Origin of the sequence: Deinococcus hopiensis KR-140, assembly GCF_900176165.1 — a bacterium.
Taxonomy (GTDB): domain Bacteria; phylum Deinococcota; class Deinococci; order Deinococcales; family Deinococcaceae; genus Deinococcus; species Deinococcus hopiensis.
Window position 1 is genome coordinate 2,193,432 of the sequence record NZ_FWWU01000009.1, and the last position, 18,598, is coordinate 2,212,029.

At 66.3% G+C, this 18,598-nt stretch carries 17 protein-coding genes and 1 tRNA gene; 11 read left to right on the plus strand and 7 right to left on the minus strand.

What is annotated here, in order from left to right; all coding sequences use genetic code 11:
• The first annotated feature begins 549 nt into the window (after positions 1 to 549).
• The gene (locus tag B9A95_RS24085; RefSeq protein ID WP_084049585.1) at positions 550 to 1,239 is read left to right on the plus strand and encodes a recombinase family protein; all 690 of its coding nucleotides are present in this window, start codon (positions 550 to 552) and stop codon (positions 1,237 to 1,239) included.
• Positions 1,240 to 1,271: 32 nt separating this feature from the next.
• Here the strand turns inward: B9A95_RS24085 and B9A95_RS24090 are convergent, their stop codons facing one another.
• Positions 1,272 to 1,823 carry a hypothetical protein gene (locus B9A95_RS24090; protein WP_084049586.1) on the minus strand — a complete coding sequence of 184 codons (552 nt, stop codon included), beginning with the start codon at positions 1,821 to 1,823 and terminating at the stop codon, positions 1,272 to 1,274.
• Positions 1,820 to 2,212, minus strand: a complete 393-nt coding sequence (locus tag B9A95_RS24095) for an Imm10 family immunity protein (RefSeq protein ID WP_084049587.1) — start codon at positions 2,210 to 2,212, stop codon at positions 1,820 to 1,822. Before B9A95_RS24095 ends, B9A95_RS24090 begins: the two co-directional genes overlap by 4 nt.
• Positions 2,213 to 2,487: 275 nt before the next feature.
• Here B9A95_RS24095 and B9A95_RS24100 point away from each other — a divergent pair, with 275 nt between their 5' ends.
• Together B9A95_RS24100 and B9A95_RS24105 are read left to right on the plus strand one after the other, a co-directional pair.
• The gene (locus B9A95_RS24100; RefSeq protein ID WP_084049588.1) at positions 2,488 to 3,072 is read left to right on the plus strand and encodes a helix-turn-helix domain-containing protein; all 585 of its coding nucleotides are present in this window, start codon (positions 2,488 to 2,490) and stop codon (positions 3,070 to 3,072) included.
• Positions 3,069 to 4,481, plus strand: a complete 1,413-nt coding sequence (locus B9A95_RS24105) for a tyrosine-type recombinase/integrase (RefSeq protein WP_084049589.1) — start codon at positions 3,069 to 3,071, stop codon at positions 4,479 to 4,481. The genes B9A95_RS24100 and B9A95_RS24105 overlap by 4 nt, the downstream gene beginning before the upstream one ends.
• A 102-nt stretch (positions 4,482 to 4,583) precedes the next feature.
• On the opposite strand, the gene B9A95_RS24110 is transcribed toward B9A95_RS24105, so the two are convergent.
• Positions 4,584 to 4,658: transfer RNA gene (locus B9A95_RS24110), tRNA-Ala, on the minus strand.
• A gap of 61 nt (positions 4,659 to 4,719) precedes the next feature.
• Here B9A95_RS24110 and B9A95_RS24115 point away from each other — a divergent pair.
• The gene (locus B9A95_RS24115; protein ID WP_084049590.1) at positions 4,720 to 6,021 is read left to right on the plus strand and encodes a CCA tRNA nucleotidyltransferase; all 1,302 of its coding nucleotides are present in this window, start codon (positions 4,720 to 4,722) and stop codon (positions 6,019 to 6,021) included.
• Between the two features lie 66 nt (positions 6,022 to 6,087).
• Entirely contained in the window at positions 6,088 to 7,536 is a 1,449-nt protein-coding gene (locus tag B9A95_RS24120) for a glycoside hydrolase family 13 protein (protein WP_084049591.1), read from the plus strand.
• Positions 7,537 to 7,683: 147 nt separating this feature from the next.
• Here B9A95_RS24120 and B9A95_RS24125 read toward each other — a convergent pair whose 3' ends face one another.
• Positions 7,684 to 8,646: a homoserine dehydrogenase gene (locus B9A95_RS24125; protein ID WP_084049592.1), complete on the minus strand. Its 963-nt coding sequence runs from the start codon at positions 8,644 to 8,646 to the stop codon at positions 7,684 to 7,686.
• Between the two features lie 214 nt (positions 8,647 to 8,860).
• On the opposite strand from B9A95_RS24125, the gene prfA reads away from it, so the two are divergent.
• Positions 8,861 to 9,979: a peptide chain release factor 1 gene (gene prfA, locus B9A95_RS24130; protein ID WP_084050945.1), complete on the plus strand. Its 1,119-nt coding sequence runs from the start codon at positions 8,861 to 8,863 to the stop codon at positions 9,977 to 9,979.
• Complete coding sequence (locus tag B9A95_RS24135; RefSeq protein WP_084049593.1) at positions 9,966 to 10,469, plus strand: NUDIX hydrolase; 504 nt, start codon at positions 9,966 to 9,968, stop codon at positions 10,467 to 10,469. Before prfA ends, B9A95_RS24135 begins: the two co-directional genes overlap by 14 nt.
• A gap of 237 nt (positions 10,470 to 10,706) precedes the next feature.
• Here B9A95_RS24135 and B9A95_RS24140 read toward each other — a convergent pair whose 3' ends face one another.
• The 3 genes from B9A95_RS24140 to tatA form a co-directional block, all read right to left on the minus strand.
• Positions 10,707 to 11,378 carry an anti-sigma factor gene (locus B9A95_RS24140; protein WP_084049594.1) on the minus strand — a complete coding sequence of 224 codons (672 nt, stop codon included), beginning with the start codon at positions 11,376 to 11,378 and terminating at the stop codon, positions 10,707 to 10,709.
• Complete coding sequence (locus B9A95_RS24145) at positions 11,375 to 11,965, minus strand: RNA polymerase sigma factor (protein WP_084049595.1); 591 nt, start codon at positions 11,963 to 11,965, stop codon at positions 11,375 to 11,377. The genes B9A95_RS24140 and B9A95_RS24145 overlap by 4 nt, the downstream gene beginning before the upstream one ends.
• 78 nt (positions 11,966 to 12,043) lie before the next feature.
• Positions 12,044 to 12,274 carry a twin-arginine translocase TatA/TatE family subunit gene (gene tatA, locus B9A95_RS24150; protein ID WP_084049596.1) on the minus strand — a complete coding sequence of 77 codons (231 nt, stop codon included), beginning with the start codon at positions 12,272 to 12,274 and terminating at the stop codon, positions 12,044 to 12,046.
• A 211-nt stretch (positions 12,275 to 12,485) separates the two neighbouring features.
• On the opposite strand from tatA, the gene B9A95_RS24155 reads away from it, so the two are divergent.
• The 4 genes from B9A95_RS24155 (at position 12,486) to ilvN (ending at position 18,582) form a co-directional block, all read left to right on the plus strand.
• Positions 12,486 to 13,496 carry an RluA family pseudouridine synthase gene (locus B9A95_RS24155; RefSeq protein ID WP_084049597.1) on the plus strand — a complete coding sequence of 337 codons (1,011 nt, stop codon included), beginning with the start codon at positions 12,486 to 12,488 and terminating at the stop codon, positions 13,494 to 13,496.
• Positions 13,497 to 14,029: 533 nt separating this feature from the next.
• Positions 14,030 to 15,838 (plus strand): DEAD/DEAH box helicase, encoded by a 1,809-nt coding sequence (locus B9A95_RS24160; RefSeq protein WP_084049598.1) that lies wholly within the window; start codon positions 14,030 to 14,032, stop codon positions 15,836 to 15,838.
• A gap of 399 nt (positions 15,839 to 16,237) precedes the next feature.
• Positions 16,238 to 17,977 (plus strand): biosynthetic-type acetolactate synthase large subunit, encoded by a 1,740-nt coding sequence (gene ilvB / locus B9A95_RS24165; protein ID WP_084049599.1) that lies wholly within the window; start codon positions 16,238 to 16,240, stop codon positions 17,975 to 17,977.
• On the plus strand, positions 17,974 to 18,582 hold the full coding sequence (ilvN, locus tag B9A95_RS24170; RefSeq protein ID WP_084049600.1) for an acetolactate synthase small subunit: 609 nt from the start codon (positions 17,974 to 17,976) through the stop codon (positions 18,580 to 18,582). Before ilvB ends, ilvN begins: the two co-directional genes overlap by 4 nt.
• The last annotated feature ends 16 nt before the right edge of the window (positions 18,583 to 18,598 follow it).

The following is an 18,598-nucleotide window of genomic DNA, read 5'->3' on the forward strand; positions in this document are numbered from 1 at the left end:
GAGGCAGAAGTGGAGGAGGCAGAGCGCAACGGTCAGCGCGTACGGGACGCTACATCTCCAAGCGAACTGCGAAGCGCAGCCCTCGCACCACCCTGAGCGAGAGCCGCACGGCCAGCAGAAGCTCCGGTACACGCTACCGTTCAGCCATCACGGGACGTTATGTCAGCCGCGCAACGGCTGAACGGCATCCCGATACCACCGTCGCCGAACGGTAGAGAAGAGAATTCCATGAAGACCCAGGAGAGCCGCGTCGGGTGCGCGGCTCGCTTCGTCGTAGGTCTTCGGCTAGGTGCGGGCGAAGGCAGCCTGCTTCATGGCCAGCAGCTGTTCACACGTTCGGGTTGCGATGTCAACAACGCGTTATGCGGGAGATTGTTCAGGCACCGGACAGGACTGAATTCTGGACACTCTACGGAAGGCACTGGCACGTTAAGCACGTCCGCAGGCTGAACCTCATGAAGCGTGGAGAGCGTCACACGCCGGCGACGGTGGATCAGAAGTGGTGTGACACTTCTCGAACGCCCCGGTGTACCCCGTTACACTCTCCCTGTGTCCATTTCCGCGGTGGCGTACTACCGGGTTTCCACCCAGAAGCAGGGCCAGAGCGGCTTGGGCCTAGAGGCCCAGCAGGCGGCCGTACTCGCACATGCCCGCGCTCAAGGGCTAACGCTGGTGGCTGAATTCACGGAGGTCGAGACGGGCACCCGCAAGCGCCGCCGCCCCCAGCTCGAATCGGCGCTGGCTCAGACCCGGCGTGTAGGTGGTGTCCTGCTGATTGCCAAGCTCGACCGACTGGCGCGTAACGTCGCGTTCGTGGCGAGCCTGATGGAGTCCGGTGTGCGCTTTACCGCCGTGGACATGCCCGAGGCAGACAACCTCACGATTCACGTTATGGCCGCTGTCGCCGAGCGGGAAGCTGCGTTGATCTCGCAGCGCACCCGCGCCGCGCTTGCGGCTCGCAAAGCCCGTGGTCTTTCGCTGGGTAAGCCGGAGAACCTCACGGCCGCTGCGCGCGCCGCAGGCGCAGCAGCGACGCGCGCAGCGGCCGTGCAGGCCATGAGGCCGGCGGCCGCGTACGCCGGCTCTCTCCGGAAGCACGGGCATAGCCTGCGCCGGATTGCTCAGGCCCTTGAACAGGGTGGGTTCTCAACACGCGTTGGTGGTCCCTGGTCCGCCCAGCAGGTCAAGCGCCTGCTGGACCGCACCGCGGCCCTTGAAGGGTCGAACACGAACCTCTGACGACGAGACCTGTCTCCTGCAGCTGAGGGCCCTCAAGGCTCCAGGGCGTAGGCGTAGCTCGCCGGCACCACGGCACCGCCGCACTCCTCGCATTCCAGCTCAGGCATCCACTGCAGCAGGAGATTCCCCAGCGGTGCCTGCCCCTTCGCCACCGCGACAGCACCCAGGAGCACGCTCAACTCTTCCTCGCTGGCAATGGGGAGAGTGACCAGCGCTTCTATGGCCAGCTCGCCCAAGAGATGGACTGCGTCCTTGAATGCGGCGGTGAGATCTTCCGGAACCGCCGGGGAGCGCTCTGCCCGGCTGAGGGCCGCGATGGTCCCTGCAAGGTGCAGGTGGCCGAGACGCTCCGCTGGCGGAACGCGCGCTGCGTCTGCCATCAGGTAAGGCAGCGCTGCGTACGAGGCGGTGTACACGTCGCCTTGATGGCACAGGGCGCTCCAGAGCGAGAACCAGGGCTCCTCGCTCCCCTGCGGCGCGGGCTTGCCATCAAGTTGGCGGAGGAGGTCCGGCACATCGGCGGCAGAACCGTAGGCGTGGCGGAGAGAGGCCCAGCGCGAGTCGTCCGGGGCAAGGACGGTCATGCCAGGACCAGCTCGCCTGGCTCAAGTCGGTCACCCCAAAAGAGCCGGGCGAGGCCGCTGCGCAGAACCGCACGCTCCTCCTCAGCTAGGTCAAGTTCAATTTCGAAGCTGTCGATTCCCAGGGCACCCGCGGCTTCATCGTCAAGCCGCAGAACCAGGGAGTGACCGCTCAACAGGCATGTCCTGACACCACCGTAGTGCGTAGCGGCACCGTCCAGCACGAGGCAATAGGTGTCGGAATCCGGATCGTCCTCGTCGACCTCGAGTGCCTTCTGCAACTCCAGCACATGCGTGGGCTCCTCAGCGTTGTCGGCCAGGGCGATAAGGAAGGTGTTCACGTCGGGGAGGTCCTCGACCGCAAGGGCGTTAGCGACAAAGCGGACAGACATGGAGGCAGGATCTCACGCCTTAGAGAAAAAGCGGTGTTGCTCTGAAGTCCCTCAGCTTCCTCCCCCAGAACGATTACACGCACGCCGGTACCCCCTGTGCCACTCAGCCACAACAGGTCGTCAAGGCATAGGCCAAAGCGCTCTGCGTTCGCTAGCACAAAGGAAAATTTTCGTCTACCCCGTGCCGTCGGAAATGGCGTTCTGAACGCGTTCTACGGGGGAGTACAGCTTCGAGAAAGTGGGGTATCGTCTTAGTCGGAGGTGACATAGAAGATATGTCGCAAGCGGATAAAGGAAAGGCAGACAAAGGGTCGACACCCTGGAGCGGGCAAGATTCAGGAAAGTTCCTGAAGCAGCGCCGCCTGGAGCTTGGCCTCACGATGGCGCAGGTCAAAGAGCGCTCGACAGTACCGAACGTTGCCTACCTGGGAAGCCTTGAGGCGGGGCGCAACAACGTGGCGCGGAGCAAGCACTTACCGAGCTTGGCGCGCGCCTTGGAACTGAGCGAGGGAGATCTTGCGCGGATCACTGGCCGCCCGATGTTTTCGGCCAGTGTTGACGTCCGCCATTCCAGTCGACTGAACCGACCAACGGTACTGGCGGGCAAATGGAACGGTGCTCAGGCAGGTGCCTACACGCTGGACGAAGCCCCTGAGACAATCCTGGTGGTCGACCCGGCACAGAAGGCACTGGTCGTGGGACAGCACTACGTCATCCTCGTCTCAGCATCCGGCGAGGTGGTTCGCAGCGTCAGCGTCGAAGCTGAAGGCAAGGTGCAGGTTCTTCAGGGCTCGCGGGTGCTGGCCTCCGATGAGGTCATCGTGGTGGGCCGGATCGTCCACGAGGGACGCGCCCTATGACTGCGCCGAACACGAAGGTCAAGAAGACGGGCAGCAAGACCAAGAAGGGCATGCCCCCGAAACGCGAGAAGCGCAAAAAGGGCCAACCCTACCTCACCCATCGCCCGAGCGATGGACGTTGGGTGGTGAGCGTCGAGCTGGAACCGCATCCGGATGGCAGACGGCACCGTCCGCAGTGGACCTTTTCTACAGAAGAAGCGGCCAACGAACACTTGAGTACGTTGGACGTGAAGCGCTTGCAGAACATCCCGCGAGATGTCCGAGAGATGACGGTCGCGCAGTTGCTGGACCGCCACATTGCTGGACTCCAGGGAGCCGAATACAGCACACACCTCTACCGTGAGTGGATTAAGACGGTAATTACGCGAAAAATGGGATCTCTCAAGGTCGCGGAGCTTAAGCAATACCAAATCCGCTCATTTCTGAACGAAATTAGTCCAGAGCTGGAAGCAGGTGAGGAACAGACTCCGCCACCCAAGCCCAGAAGGGGCAAGAAGCCCAGAGCGCAGCAGACTTCCAAGCGCTACGCCAAGACGACGTGCGATAAAGCTCTGCTGATGCTGCGCGCAGCTCTGCGGGAGGCCGTTGACGATGGACTACTCGACAAGAATCCGGCGGAAAGGGTCAAGCCGGTGCAAGCTCAGGCAAAGCCTCGTCCAGAAGCGTTGACAGAGGAAGAGATACAGAAGCTGGTCAGCGCCAGCCGCGACTCTCCTATTTTCATGATTGTGCTGATCGGCCTGGCGACAGGGGCGCGCATCAGCGAAATCGTGGGTCTTCAGCTGACGGATTATGACCCAGCGACAGGCCGATTGCGGCTCAACGGCACCGCCAAGCGTCAGGGTGGCCGGGGCAAAGCGAAGACGGCACCATCACATAGGGTGGTTCATTTGCCAGAGTCCATTAAATGCGAGGTAGATAACCATCTAACCAAAATTGCCACTCTCAAGGAGCGTGCGGGACCGAAATGGGGGATTCCCAAAAAAGTCACCGAGAAGACGAGGCAATTGCAGCGTGCAGCGACCCGACGACGCTGGAACAGTGGCCTGCCAGACGATTGGATACCGCCTGCTCCCACAGCGAAGAGATACATTCCTCTCTTCCCAACCTCCCGCGGAACTCCAATGTGCCCAAATAACGTGCGGCGGGAGTGGGAGAAGATCCTGAAAGCCTGCGGGCTAGAACACCGAAATTTCCATCAGACGCGCGCGACGTTCATCACGAATGCGCTATGCACACCGAACGTCACAATCAAAGACGTTCAGGACGTGGTGGGCCATGCGTCCCCAGCAACGACGCTTGGCTACCTGCAGTCCAGTACAGAGCGTCAGAAGAAGGTGGTAGGGAGCATGACCCCAGTGCTGGGTCTAGATAAGAAGGAGCGCGCGTCTTCCTTCACCAACTCTTAATTTTCCTTGAGTGCAACCCCTGGCTGGTGACGAATTTGGTGACGGACAGTGGCTCTTTGACTGAGTCAAAAAAGAAGAACGCCGTCATAGACGGCGTTCTGTTGGTGGAGGCTAAGAGATTCGAACTCTTGACCCTCCGCTTGCAAAGCGGATGCTCTCCCGCTGAGCTAAGCCCCCTCAGCGCCGCTCAAGGTAGCAGAGTGGGCGGCCTTCCTGCAAGGGCCGCTACCATACCCCCATGTTTCGCCGCCGCCCTGCCCTGCCCCCCTTTCCACCCGGAGCCCTCCTCGTGGGCGGCGCGGCCCGCGACTGGCTGAGGGGCGCGGCCCCGAAGGATTTCGACTGGGCGGCGGTGGACCCCAAGGGTGCGGCGCGGGCGACGGCGCTCCAGACGGGGGGGACAGCCTTTCCCCTGGACGAGGAACGGGGGTACTGGAGGGTGCATGCGGGTGCAGACGTTCAGCACGACTTCGTGCCGCTGCCGAAAGACGTTACCGAGGATCTGCTGCGGCGCGACTTCACCGTCAACGCCCTGGCCCTCACGGAAACAGGGCAGGTTCTCGATCCGGCGGGTGGGCAGGCGGACCTGCGCGCCCGGCGGCTACGGATGGTATCGGAGGCGAATCTGCAGGCCGATCCTCTGCGCGCCTGGCGGGCCGCACGCTTGGAGGTGACGCTGGGCTTTCGGCAGGAGGCGGCCACGGAAGCGGCGGTGCGGCGGGTGGCGGCGGGTCTGGCGGCGGGCCTTCTTTCCCGACCTGCCCCGGAGCGGGTACGGGAGGAAGTCCACGCCCTGCTGAGGTGTCCGGAAGCGGCGCGCGGGGTGCAGCGGTTGGAGAACCTGGGCCTGCTGAACCTGACCGTGCCGGAGCTGCGTGAGGGCATCGGGCTGACGCAGGGAGGCTTTCATCACCTGGATGTGTTCGGGCATGGGGTGGAAGCGCTGCACCAGCTGCTGTCGCGCTTTCCTGAAGCGGAGCTCTCCCTGCGCTGGGCCACCCTCCTGCACGACGTGGGCAAGCCGCGCACGCACACCGTCAACCCGGAGACGGGCCGCGCCGCCTTTCACAGCCATGACCGGGTGGGCGCAGAGCTCACCCGCGAGATTCTGACCCGCCTGACCCTCCCGGCCGCAGAGGTGGAGCGGGCCGCCGCCCTGGTCAAGGCCCACATGGTGCCTCTCCCCAGCGGTGAGCGGGAGGCGCGGCGCTTCGTTCATCGCCGCCGGGCCCTGCTGCCAGACCTGCTGAGCCTGATGCTGGCCGACCGGGAAGCGGCCCGGGGTCCCGAAAGCAGCCCGGCCACCCGTCACGCCTATGCCCTGGGAATCGAACGGGTGCTGGAGGCCCTGGAGGAGCAGCCCACCGCGCCGCCCCCCCTGCTGACGGGAGGAGACGTGATGGCGCTCCTGAAGATTGCCCCAGGGCCCGCTGTGGGCGAGGCGCTGCGAGCCTTGGCAGAGGCGCAGTCGCTCGGCGAGGTCCGAACGTTGGAGGAGGCGCGGGCCCTGGTTCTGGCGCAGAACGCCCGCCTCCTCTAGATGCGGAGCGTCTTGTGAATTTCTTGAGCTTTCCTGGAGGAAGCGCTTCCGCTATCTTGCGCGCACATGTCACCTTCACAACACACGCCGCTCACTCCTGAGTGGGTGAAAGACGCCGTTTTCTACCAGATCTTTCCCGACCGCTTCGCGCGCAGCGGCCGGGAAAGTGGCTTGCGGCTGCAACCCTGGGGGAGTGCCCCCACCACCGACGGCTATATGGGTGGGGACCTGTGGGGCGTGATGGAGCGGCTGGACCACATCCAGGCGCTTGGCGTCAACGCGATCTACTTCTGCCCCGTGTTTCAGTCGGCTTCCAACCACCGCTACCACACCCACGACTACTTTCGGGTGGACCCCATGCTGGGTGGCAACGAGGCCCTGCGCGCACTGATTGATGCGGCGCACGCACGGGGCATCCGCATCGTCCTCGACGGAGTGTTCAACCATGCCAGCCGGGGGTTTTTTCAGTTCAACGACATTCTCGAGCAGGGCCGGGGCAGCGCCTATCTGGACTGGTTCCACATCCAGGGCTGGCCGCTGCACCCCTACGACGACGCCCAGCCTGCGAACTACTTCGCGTGGTGGGGCATCCGGGCGCTGCCCAAGTTCAACACGAACCACCCGGCTGTGCGCGAGTTTCTGTGGGAGGTGGGCGAGTACTGGATGCGCTTCGGGATCGACGGCTGGCGGCTCGACGTGCCCAACGAGATCGATGATGACGACTTCTGGCGCGAATTTCGCCGCCGGGTCAAGGCCGTGAACCCCGACGCATACATCGTGGGCGAGATCTGGGGCGACGCCCACCGCTGGCTGGCGGGCGACCAGTTCGACGCGGTGATGAACTACCACTTCACGCGGCCATGCCTGGCCTTTTTCGGAGCGCGGACGCTGGACCATCCCATGAACGAGCGCAGCGGCACGGGCCGGGTAGACCCCATGGACGCCCCTGCCTTTGCGCGCCGGGTGGAAGAAGTAACGCGCATGTACCACCCCGAGATCGTGCGGGCCCAGCTCAACCTGCTCGATTCGCACGACACGGCCCGCTTTCTGACGGCGGTGGGCGGCGATCCGACGGCCTTTCGCCTCGCCAGCGTCTTTCAGCTGACCTATGTGGGCGCGCCCTGCATCTATTACGGTGACGAGGTGGGCCTCCCGGGCGGCCCGGATCCCGACTGCCGCCGCGCCTTTCCCTGGGAGGACGGGGCGAACTGGGACCGACAGACCTGGGAACTGCTGCAAAAGCTCGCGGCAGCCCGACACGCCGCGCCCGCGCTGCGCCGGGGCGAATTCCGGGTTACCTATGCCGAGGGCGAGGCGCTGGCGTATGTGCGTGAACACGCCGCTGGGAACGCCCACGTGGCCATCAACGCGGCACTCTCCCCTGCCCGGTTGCCTCTGTCGGCGGTGCATCCGGGCACGTACCGCGACGTGCTGACCGGGCAGGCCCACACCCTGGCCGAGGGGGCCGGGGTGGACGTGCCCGCACGCGGCGCCGTGGTGCTCGTGCAGGAATAGGAAACCGGGCAGCAATAAGCAGAACAGGCGTGGCCGGAGAGGGCTCACCTCCGGCCACGCCGCTTGCCTTGTTCGGGCCCCGGGGATGTTCCGGTGCCTGCCGCGCCGCGTTGACTGTGCCGCCCTGCCTGGGAGGCGCGGCCTCCCTCAGTGCAGCGGCACGTGCCCGGGAAAGCCGATCAGCCAGTCGAGCAGGTCGCCCACCATCGCCGAGGCCGTGACCATGCCGCCCGCGCCGCCCCCAGCGAAAATCAGGGTGCCGCATTCCTCGCCCTCGTAGACCAGGGCGTTGCGGCTTGCTCCCTCGCTGCACAGCGGGTGGGTGGTGGGCAGGCGCTGGGGTGAGACGGTGGCGCGCCACCCCTCACCCCCACAGCACAGTTCGGCCACGAGTTTAATTCGTTCGCCCGCTGCCCTCGCTTGCGCCACGTCCTCCAACGTCACGCCCTCGATGCCTGAAACCTGCACGTCCCCATAGGGGAAGTTGCCGTCGGCGCAGAATCGGGCCAGCACTGTCAGCTTGTGCGCGGTGTCGAAGCCGCCCACGTCCAGGGTGGGGGGGTCTTCCGCATAGCCCAGCGCCTGCGCCTCGGCGAGGGCCTGGGCGTAACTCTGGCCGCCCTCCATCTGGGTAAGGATGTGGTTGCAGGTGCCGTTCAGCACCGCTTGCAACCGGGTAAACGTGCTGGCCCGCAGCACAGTGCTCATGGGACCGATCACCGGCGTGCCCGCCATCACCGACGCCTCGTAGTACAGCCGCCCGGCGAGGGCGTGTTCGCGCAGGTCGTCCCAGCGCTCGGCGAGCAGGGCCTTGTTGGCGGTGATGACGGGCCGCCCACTTCTCAAGTAGGGCAGCAGCAGCGCGAGCGGCTGCTCGACGCCGCCCAACGCCTCGATCACCACGCTGCTTTCCTGCAAAAAGGCGGGATCTGCGGTGAGGGGCGTTCCCTCAGGCACATTGCGCTCACGGCCGGCGTCGCGTACGAGCACGCCCGTCACCTCGATCCGCACGCCGAGGTCATCAAAGATATTCTGCCGCCGTTTCAGCAGTTGCAGGACATTCTGCCCCACCGTGCCGCAGCCCAGTAAACCCACCGTCACCGTTCTCATGGAGGTGACTGTAGCGCTCATGCCGGCGTTTTCTCCCCCTATACCCTGTCGCCTGCCTTCCGGTCATCTAGGGAGGGCGGCGGTAGACTGCTTCCATGATGCCTGTGTCAAGTGTGCCCGTCCTCGCCGGGTGGAGTCCGCCCTGGCCCGCCGTCCTCCTCCAACCCTCACCACGCAGAAAGAACGTGCGCCCTTGAGTGGGACGGGTTTACGCATCGGGCGGCTGGAGGAACTCGCGTCCGAATTCGGCCTCGTGGAGCGCGCGCTGGGCGATCCTGCGATGCTGGCCGACGCCCGCGAGTACGCGCGGCTGACCCGCCGGCACCGTGAACTGACCCCGGTGGTCACGCTATACCGCGAGTACCAGGCGGCCCAGCGGGATCTGGCCGGAGCGCGCGAATTGCTGCAGGACCCCGACATGCGCGAACTGGCCGCAGGTGAGGTGGACAGCCTCGTGGCCCGGCTGGGTGAGCTGGAAGCCGAGCTGGAGGTGCTGCTCCTCCCCACCGACCCCGACGACGCGAAGGACGTGATTCTCGAAATTCGCGCCGGAGCAGGCGGAGCCGAGGCGGCCCTCTTCGCGGTGGACCTGCTGCGCATGTACACGCGCTATGCCGAGGGCACAGGCCTGAAGGTGAACGTGCTCGACGCCTCGGAAAGTGACCTGGGCGGCGCGAGCAAGGTGGTGGCGGAGGTGACGGGCGACATGGCCTTCCGCGCCTTCAAGTGGGAACGCGGCGTTCACCGGGTGCAGCGGGTGCCCGCCACCGAATCCCAGGGCCGCATCCACACGAGTACGGTGACGGTCGCCGTGCTGCCCGAAGCTGAGCAGGGCGAGGTGCAGCTGGACCTGTCGGAGGTCCGCATCGACGTGTTCCGCTCCCAGGGCGCGGGCGGGCAGGGCGTGAACACCACCGACTCGGCGGTACGGGCAGTGTACCGCGCGGGCACGCCCGACGAGATCACGGTGGTGTGCCAGGACGGGCGCTCACAGATCAAGAACCGCGAAAAGGCGCTGGTGGTGCTCGCTTCACGCCTCGCCGAGCGGGAACGGGCCGCTCGGGAAGCGCGTGAACGGAGCGAGCGCGCCTCGCAGGTGGGTACGGGCGAGCGCAGCGAGAAGATCCGCACCTACAACTATCCGCAAAACCGCGTGACCGATCACCGGCTCGAGGGCGAGCACAAGAATTTCGCCCTGGATACGGTGATGGAGGGCGGCCTCGTTCCCGTCGTCGCCCATCTGGCGCGTGACGAGCGCGAGCGGCAGCTTATGGCGCTGGGAACGGGCGATGAGGCCGCCTCCGGAGAGCGGGGCGTGTATGGGACGGCGTGACCTGCTGGTGGCTGCCGGGGTGCTGCGGGACCGTTTCGGGCGGGTGCTGCTCGTTGGCAACGACTGGCAGGGCCTTGGACGGGTGCGCCACACGCTGCCGGGCGGCGTCGTCGAGCCGGGCGAGACGCTGCTCGAAGCCCTCTACCGCGAGATCGCAGAAGAAACCGGCCTCAAGCTGACCGGCATCAAGCATATGGCCTACACGGTGCACATCGAGGACGAGCGCCGGGGCGAGCGCGCCATCGCCGTGGCCTTTGAGGCCACCTGGGACGGCCTCCTCAACCCCGCCGATCCCGACGGCTTCATCGTGGAGGCCCGCTTCTGTACCCCCGACGAGGCCATTGACCTGCTGGAGTCCCCGCCCATGCGCGAGCCGCTCAGCGATTACCTCCGCACCGGGGAACCGGGCCGCTTCTACGCCTTCAAGGGCTGGGATGGGCGCGGGGGTCTACGGGTGCCGCCGCTGAAGCCCGAATCATCGGTCCGGTAGTTCAGCAAGACGCAGACTTCACGCCGCCCTTGCCGCTTGGCCAGGCGGCGTGAAGTCCGTCTCAAGTTGTGCCTCACGGGACAAGGTAGGCATGTGCCATTCGGAGAAACCCGAAAGCATTTCTCCGAATGGCGCCGTGCGTGGAAGGGCACCCCTCACGGCACCATTCTCCTCCACGCGCATTCAAACTCGCTCGCTGGGCTCGGTCAAAAAGAAGTCCTCCTTTTGACCCATGCTCTAAAGTTGCTGCACGAGGATGGGCTTGGTGGTGGGCTGTGGGCTGCCTCCGGGCGGCTCCACGCTCACGGCCACGGTGGCTCCAGGAGACAGGCCCGTGAGCAAAAAGCCCTGACCCTCGAACACCCCCAGCGGCACGGGCGTCTTGCCCTGAATCTGCCACATCTGGTACACACGGCCCGCCTCTGGTGGCGCGCTGAGGTGAAGGTAGGCGCGCCCACCTCCCATGCGCACCAGGTCCCCGATTCTCGCGCCATTTACCGCCAGGGGCTGGGTGACCGCACCGGGTGTTTCCGCGTACTGCCGCAGCGGATCGGCCGACGGGCGCAACGCGAACGCCAGGGCCAGCGCCGCCGCTATGCCCGCAGCACTGAGGGGCAACCAGGGTACGCGGCGCGGTGTGGACGTCTGCACCGGGGGCGAAAGGTGCAGGTTCGTTGGTGAGGCCTGCCCGCGTTCGGTGCTCAGGCGGACCATTAACCGCTCCTCCGCTCCGGCGGGCAGTTCCACCTCAGGCAGGGATTCGACCAGGGTCAGCAGGGATTCGCGCTCGGCCTGAACCCGGGCCCGCAGGGCCGGATCACGGTCCAGGGCGGCCTCCACGCGGGCCTCTTCCTCGGGGGAGAGGATGCCCAGAGCATAGGCGGTCAGGGTATCCAGATCGGCACTCACGCGTGTTCACCTCCTTCCAGACCTTCGAGCAGGCCGCTGCGCCTCGCTCCACCCGCAGAGCGACTCAGGTGTCCGCGCATCTGCTCCAGCGCCGCCCGGAGGCGGGATTTGACGGTGCCCACCGGCAGGCCGGTCAGTGTTGCCAGCTCCGAATGAGAGTAGCCGCGGTAGTACGCGAGTTCAACCAGCTTACGCTGTGAGGCGTTCAGGCCTTCCACCGCCCGCTCGGCCAGGGCGCGGTCTGTGGGATCGGCCGACTCGGTGGGCGCGTCCCACTCCTCGATTTCCAGCGCTGGGTCCGGGCGGTCACGCAGTTCTTGCAAGAAGCGGTGGTGCGCGATGCTCACCAGCCAGGTCTTGACGCTCGCCCGGGAAGGGTCGAAGCGGGCCGCGTGACGCCAGGCGTTCATAAAAGCGTCTTGCACGCAGCTCTCCACGTCGTCGCGCTGCCGAAGCATTCGGTGACCCAGCGAGTACAGCAGCCGCGCGTGGCGGCGGTGAAGCTCGCGCAGGGCCTCCTCCTGGCCTGCCGCCATCGCCCTGATCAGCGCTTCGTCGGTGGGCTCGTGTGGGAGGTCGGCAGTCATGGCTGAGGTGCAGCCTACCAGCCCGCCGCGCACCGCCGCATGTGCCGTGGACTGGGCTGCCCTTAACGGCGCAAGCACTCAGGCCCGGGGTGTGGTTTCAGGTACAGACACCGCCGGGACGGTCGGCGTAGGGGGAGCTTGCGTATCCAGTTCGCGGCGCAGTTCGTCCGACACAGCGCTGGTGCTGCGCCGGAATTCACGCAGGCCCTGCCCGATGCTCTTGCCCAACTCGGGCAGCTTGCGGGGACCGAACACGATCAGAGCGACGACGAGAATGAGCAGCAGTTCTGGGGCTCCGAGGTTGGGCATGGGGGTCCTCCTGGGGGACGGGGGCGGCGGGCAGAAGCCGCAGGCGAGGGCGAAAAACAGGGGCGGGTGGGGGCGTTCACCAGCGGAGGCTCGCCCTGCACTCACCCTGTTGTATGCGGGCGGCGGCGAGATTGGATCACTCTCCGGATGTGGGAAACAGCGAGGGTAAAGGCTTGCTCAACCCCGGCACAGGGGAAATGGGGACGTTACACTGCCCGCCGTGCCCCCAGACGCTTCCCTTCGCCTCATCGCCACGCCAGGCCGCCTTGACGCTGTGCTGGCCGAACTCGCGCGCGTGAGCCGCTCGCAGGTGGCCGGGTGGATCGCGGGCGGGCACGTGCAGGTGGGCGGCGTGGTGGTGCACAAAGCCGGCCTGAAGTTAAGGGGCGGCGAGGCGATGACGGTGCAGGTCCCCCCACCCCCCGACGCCACCGTCGCCCCAGAAGATGTGCCGCTGGACGTGCTGTATGAGGACGAGCACCTGATTGCTGTGAACAAGCCGCCGGGCATGGTCACCCACCCGGCGCCCGGCGTCACCTCCGGCACGCTCGTGAACGCCCTGCTGGGCCGCATGACCCTTCCCGAACAGCCGGGAGCGGAAGGTCCCGAGGGCTACCGCCCCGGCATCGTCCACCGGCTGGACAAGGACACCAGCGGCGTGATCGTCGTCGCCAAGAGCGTGGAGGCCCATGCCCGACTGGCGGCGGCTTTCAAAGACCGCGAGACGCGCAAAGCGTATCTGGCGATAGCGGCGGGCATGTGGCGGGCGGAAGGCCCTGTCAATGTGGACGCCCCCATCGGCCGCCACCCCACGGCCCGGCAACGGATGACGGTGGGGGGGGCCAATCCGCGTGAAGCCCAGACCCGTTTTACCCCTCTTGACGTGCACGGCGACGGACACGGCCGCACGCTGGCCCTCGTCCGCGCCCAGCCCCGTACCGGCCGCACCCACCAGATTCGGGTCCACCTCGCGCACCTCGGCAGCCCAATTCTGGGCGATCCGGTGTATGGGCGGGAGAGTGCGGCGATGCCCCGCCACGCCCTGCACGCCCACTTCCTGGCCCTCCCCCATCCCGCGACGGGCGAGCGGCTGCACCTGCACGCGCCCACGCCGGACGATATGTTCAGCGCTTGGGTGGCGCTGGGGGGCCGTGTGCCGGGGGAGCTGGAGAGGGAACCGGGCCAGGCGCCAGTTCCTCCCCACCCAGAGCAGCGGTTATAGGAAAGGCGAGAGCACGCCCGTCTCATTCGGACGAATCAAGCCCGGTTCAGTCATTCAGCAGGGACCAGGTTGGGGTGTTTCGGTCTCCTGACAACCGGCACCACTTCCTTTCTGAACCGGCGAAATCGGCAGCACTCCCTCCCGCGCACCCCCATTGGCCGCGTCCAACAGCAGTCCGCCCAGGTGATCTTCCTGCGCCCACCTGTGGGCGCCGTCTTGGTGTATCCGGGAAGTACGCAGTGAACTCAGGAAGGCGTGACGCGTCCGCAAACGCCGTGTCCCGGTCCTGCCGGTCGTCAGGACTGGCCCCTCCAAGACCCGCCGGAGTCTGACGCATTCCGACACCCATGGAGCGGCGATACACCCCACCACATCTCTTGCAATTTCTCCTCTGTAGGTGTACACTTTGTATTCGTGCGCCGCTCAGGAAGTGCCTGGCGGCTGGAAGGTGCCCCCACTTTCAGGACATGCTGGATGCCGTTTCAAGGGCGTTTGCTGGTCACTGGGGCTGTGCTTTCCCGAAAGGACCACAAATGAACTTTGATCAACTGATCGCGCCCGAACTCGCGGCGCGTCTCGCTGAGCGCGGCATCACGGAAGCCACCCCCATTCAGGTCGAGAGTCTGCCCCACACCCTGACCGGGAAGGACCTGATCGGCCGTGCCCGTACCGGCACCGGCAAAACGCTGGCCTACGCGCTGCCCATCATCCAGACCCTCGAACCCAGCCGTGAACGGGGCCGCCTTCCGCGCGCCATCGTCGTGGCTCCCACCCGCGAACTTGCCAAGCAGGTGGCAGACGAGTTTTCCAAGAGCGGCCTGAACCTCGTGACCGTCACTGTATACGGTGGCGCGTCGTACAGCCCCCAGGAAAACGCTCTGCGCCGCGGCGTGGACGTGGTGGTGGGCACCCCCGGCCGCTTGATCGACCACCTGGAGCGCGGCAACCTCGACCTCAGCGAAGTGAAGTACGCTGTGCTGGACGAGGCCGACGAGATGCTCAGCGTGGGCTTTGCCGACGCCATCGAGACCATCTTGCAAAAAACGCCGGAAGCCCGGCAGACCCTGCTGTTCAGCGCCACGCTGAACGACGACATCCGCCGACTCTCGCGCAAGTACCTGCGTGAGCCCGTCGTGGTGGACATGGTGGGCGAGGGCAAGAGCCAGGCTGCGCAGACCGTCGAGCACCTCAAGGTCAAGGTGGGCCGCACCCGAACCCGCGTGCTGGCGGACCTGCTGACCGTCTACAACCCCGAGAAGGCCATCGTGTTCACGCGCACCAAGCGCGAGGCCGACGAGCTGGCCATGGAACTGATCCACCGCGGCATCGAGTCCGAGGCGCTGCACGGCGACTTGGCCCAGAGCCAGCGTGAGCGTGCGCTGGGAGCGTTCCGCGCCGGGCGTGTGGGTGTGCTCGTCGCCACCGATGTGGCCGCGCGCGGCCTGGACATCCCGGAAGTGGACCTCGTGGTGCAGTACCACCTGCCCCAGGACCACGAGAGCTACGTGCACCGCTCTGGGCGCACGGGCCGCGCGGGACGCACCGGCACCGCCATCGTGATGTACGGCGACCGCGAGAACCGCGAGCTGCGCAACCTGGAGTACCGCACGGGCGTGCAGTTCAGGGAACGCGCCCTGCCCACGCCCAAGGAAGTGGCGGCGGCGAGCGCCAAGGCGAGCGCGGACCTCGTCCGCAAGGTGGACAGCGGCGTCGCCTCCACCTTTCAGGCCGAAGCCGAGCGGCTGTTCAGCGAACTCGGTCTCGAGGCCCTCGCCCGCGCCCTCGCCAAGATCAGCGGCGTAACCGAGCCTGTCAAGGCTGCCAGCCTGCTGAGCGGTGAGGAAGGCCTGACCACCATCGTCCTGCACGCCGAGCGCATGAGCGTCGCCCGCGCAGTGGCGCTGCTCGCCCGCACCACGGACCTCGACACCCGCCGTCTGGGCAAGGTGCGCCAGTGGCAGGGCGGCGCGGTGGCCGACGTGCCCAGCGAATTCGTTGAGAAGCTGCTCGCCGCGTCGCCCATCGAAGGCGAAGTGGGCGTGGAAGTGGCCCAGGAGTTGCCCGAACTGTACGAAGCCCCCACCCGCGAAGGCCGTCAGGGCGGCGGCTACGGCAACCGCAACGCGAGCTACCGTGATGAGGGCGGCTACCGCGGCGGCAACCGTGGCGGTGGCTACCAGGGCGGTGGACGCAGCGGCTACGGCAACCGTGACGCCGGGAGCCAGGGTGGCAACCGTGGCGGCCAGGGCCGCTGGAGCCGTGACCGCGATGGCGGCAACCAGGGCGGCGAGCGTCGCCGCGAGGACTTCGCGGACCGCGAGTTCGTGCCTGCCGGGCGCTAAACCCTCCTTCTCAAGATGCCCCTGCCGTGAGGTGGGGGCGTTTTGCCGCCTCCAAACACCCGCTTGTTTTCCTGCCCTGAGGCGTGGGCGTCTAGACGCCTCTCCCCCACCGCCGGCGCCCACCTCTTAAGGTAAGGGCATGGCGGCACGTTCCATTCTCGTGGTGGTACTTATTGGCTCTGGGGATTCCGGCAGCTAGGTGCCCACGCACGTACCGCACCGAAGTCCCCCGCCCGAAGCAGAGGCGGGGGTTTTTCATACGAAGGAGTCGTGAGGGATGACGGGAAGTCGGGAACAACAATGTCAGGAGACGGTCTACGGAAAGCCGGTTCTCCGCGCCGCTTCGCCTATGGGTGAATTTGGCGCGCAGCTTTTGAGCAGGGCGGGGAGGAAGGGCGCATGACGCAAACCGACATGAACGGGGCAAAGTCCCTTTGGGCCACCCTCGCCGCGCACGGAATCCACACCGTGTTTGGCTATCCGGGCGGAGCGATCATGCCCGTGTACGACGCGTTGACCTTTTACCCCGAGGTGCGGCACATCCTCGCCCGGCACGAGCAGGGCGCGATTCATGCGGCGGAAGGCTGGGCCAAGGCCACCGGCGAGATCGGCGTGTGCCTCGCCACCTCCGGCCCCGGCGCAACCAACCTGGTGACCGGCCTCGCCGACGCCATGCTCGACTCGGTGCCCCTGCTGGCGATCACCGGGAACGTCGCGCGGCACCTGATGGGCACAGACGCCTTTCAAGAGGCGGACATCACCGGCATTACCCTGCCCGTGACCAAGCACAACTACGTGGTGCGCGACGTGGAGGAACTGCCGCGCGTGATCGCCGAAGCCATCCGTATCGCCCGCAGTGGGCGCCCCGGGCCCGTTCTCGTGGACATTCCCAAGGACGTGCAGCTGGCCCCCTACCACGGCGAGGTCGCCACGCCGCACGCCCGGCCCGAAGCCCCGGAACCTTCGGCACAGGCCGTCGAACGCGCTCGGGAACTGCTCATGGGCGCGAAAAAGCCCGTCATTATGGTGGGCGGCGGCTCGGTAGACGCGGCAAGGGAAATCACGGCGCTGGCCCGCGCGTGGGACATTCCCGTCATCACCACGCTGATGGGCCTGGGCACCTTTCCCTCTAGCGATCCCCTGTGGCTGGGGATGCCGGGAATGCACGGTTCCGTCGCCGCCAACCGCGCGATCAGTGAGGCGGACGTGCTGCTGGGTCTGGGTCTGCGCTTCGATGACCGGGTGACGGGCCGGGTAAACGGTTTCGCGCCGAACGCTTCGATCATTCATGTGGACCTCGACGCCGCCGAAATCGGCAAGATCGTGCGGACGCACCTGCCCGTGCGCGGCGACGCGGGGGTGGTTGCGGCGCTGCTGACGGGGGGGGCCGAGAAACTGGAGCGGCCCGAGTGGCGCGCGCAGATCGGGGAGTGGAAGTCACGCACCCAGACCCCGGAGCACTGGGGCGCGGGCTACGCCGTCAAGGCTGTGGTGGACCGGCTGCGGCCCGACGACATCCTCTCCTCCGACGTGGGGCAGCACCAGATGCTCGCCGCGCAGCTCGCCCGCTTTGAGCGGCCCCGGCGTTGGATCAACTCAGGTGGGCTGGGCACGATGGGCTTCGGCTTTCCGGCGGCGCTGGGCGCAGGTCTGGCCGAACCGGGCGTGCGGAGCGTCGTGATCGCGGGCGACGGCGGCTTTCAGATGACGTCCCAGGAACTCGCCACGTTGAAGAAGTACGACGTCCGCAACGTCAAGATCTGCATCATCAACAACTCGTTCCTGGGCATGGTCCGGCAGTGGCAGGAGCTGTTCCACGAGCGCCGCTACTCCGAGGTCTATCTGGGCGACTCCAACCCCGATTTCCTCAAGCTGGCTGACGCATACGACGTGCCCGGCTACCGCGCCCGCACGGCCGAAGAACTGCCCGGCGCCATCGACGCCTGGCTGAACGATCCAAAAAGCGCCCTGCTGGAAGTCGTGGTGCCCAACGAGCACGGCGTCTTTCCGATGGTTCCCACGGGCGCGGCCCTGAGCGAGATGATCGAGATCGAGCCGCCCCGCACCCCCGAGGACCTGACGGAGTCTCAACGAACAGCGCAGCAGCAGGCCGAACAGAAGGAGGCGACGGACGCATGACTGCCCCCACCCAGCAAGACCATCTGGTGTCCGCCCTCGTGCGCGATGAACCGCGCGTACTCACGCGTATCACCGCCCTCTTCGGACGGCGCGGTTACAACATCAAGAGCCTCTCGGTGGGCTCCACCGAACACCCCGGCATGAGCCGCATGACCTTCGTGGTCACCGGGGACCGGGGCGTGGTGGAACAGGCGATGCGGCAACTGGAAAAGCTGCACGACGTGGTGAAGATCATCGACCACAGCCTTGAAAAGTATGTGGACCGCGAGCTGGTGCTTGTCAAAGTTGCCATCACCGCCGAGAACCGCGTGGAGGTGCGGCACATTGCCGAGGACTTCCGCGCCCGTATCGTGGATGTGGGCCGCCACGCCCTGACCTTCGAGGTGACGGGCGACGAGGGCAAAATTACCGCCTTTATCGAGCAGATGCGCCCCTTTGGCATCATCGAGACGATGCGGACCGGCCGTGTGGCCCTGACGCGGGGTTCCAATGCTGATATCCCCAGCCACGTCTACCACGAGGGCCAGACCGAGGCCCTGCGCCCCACCGCCCAGGGCCTGGAGCCGAGGGAAGTGAAGGCGGGGAGCGTGCCGAACCTCTTTTAGCAGAGGGACGAGAGCA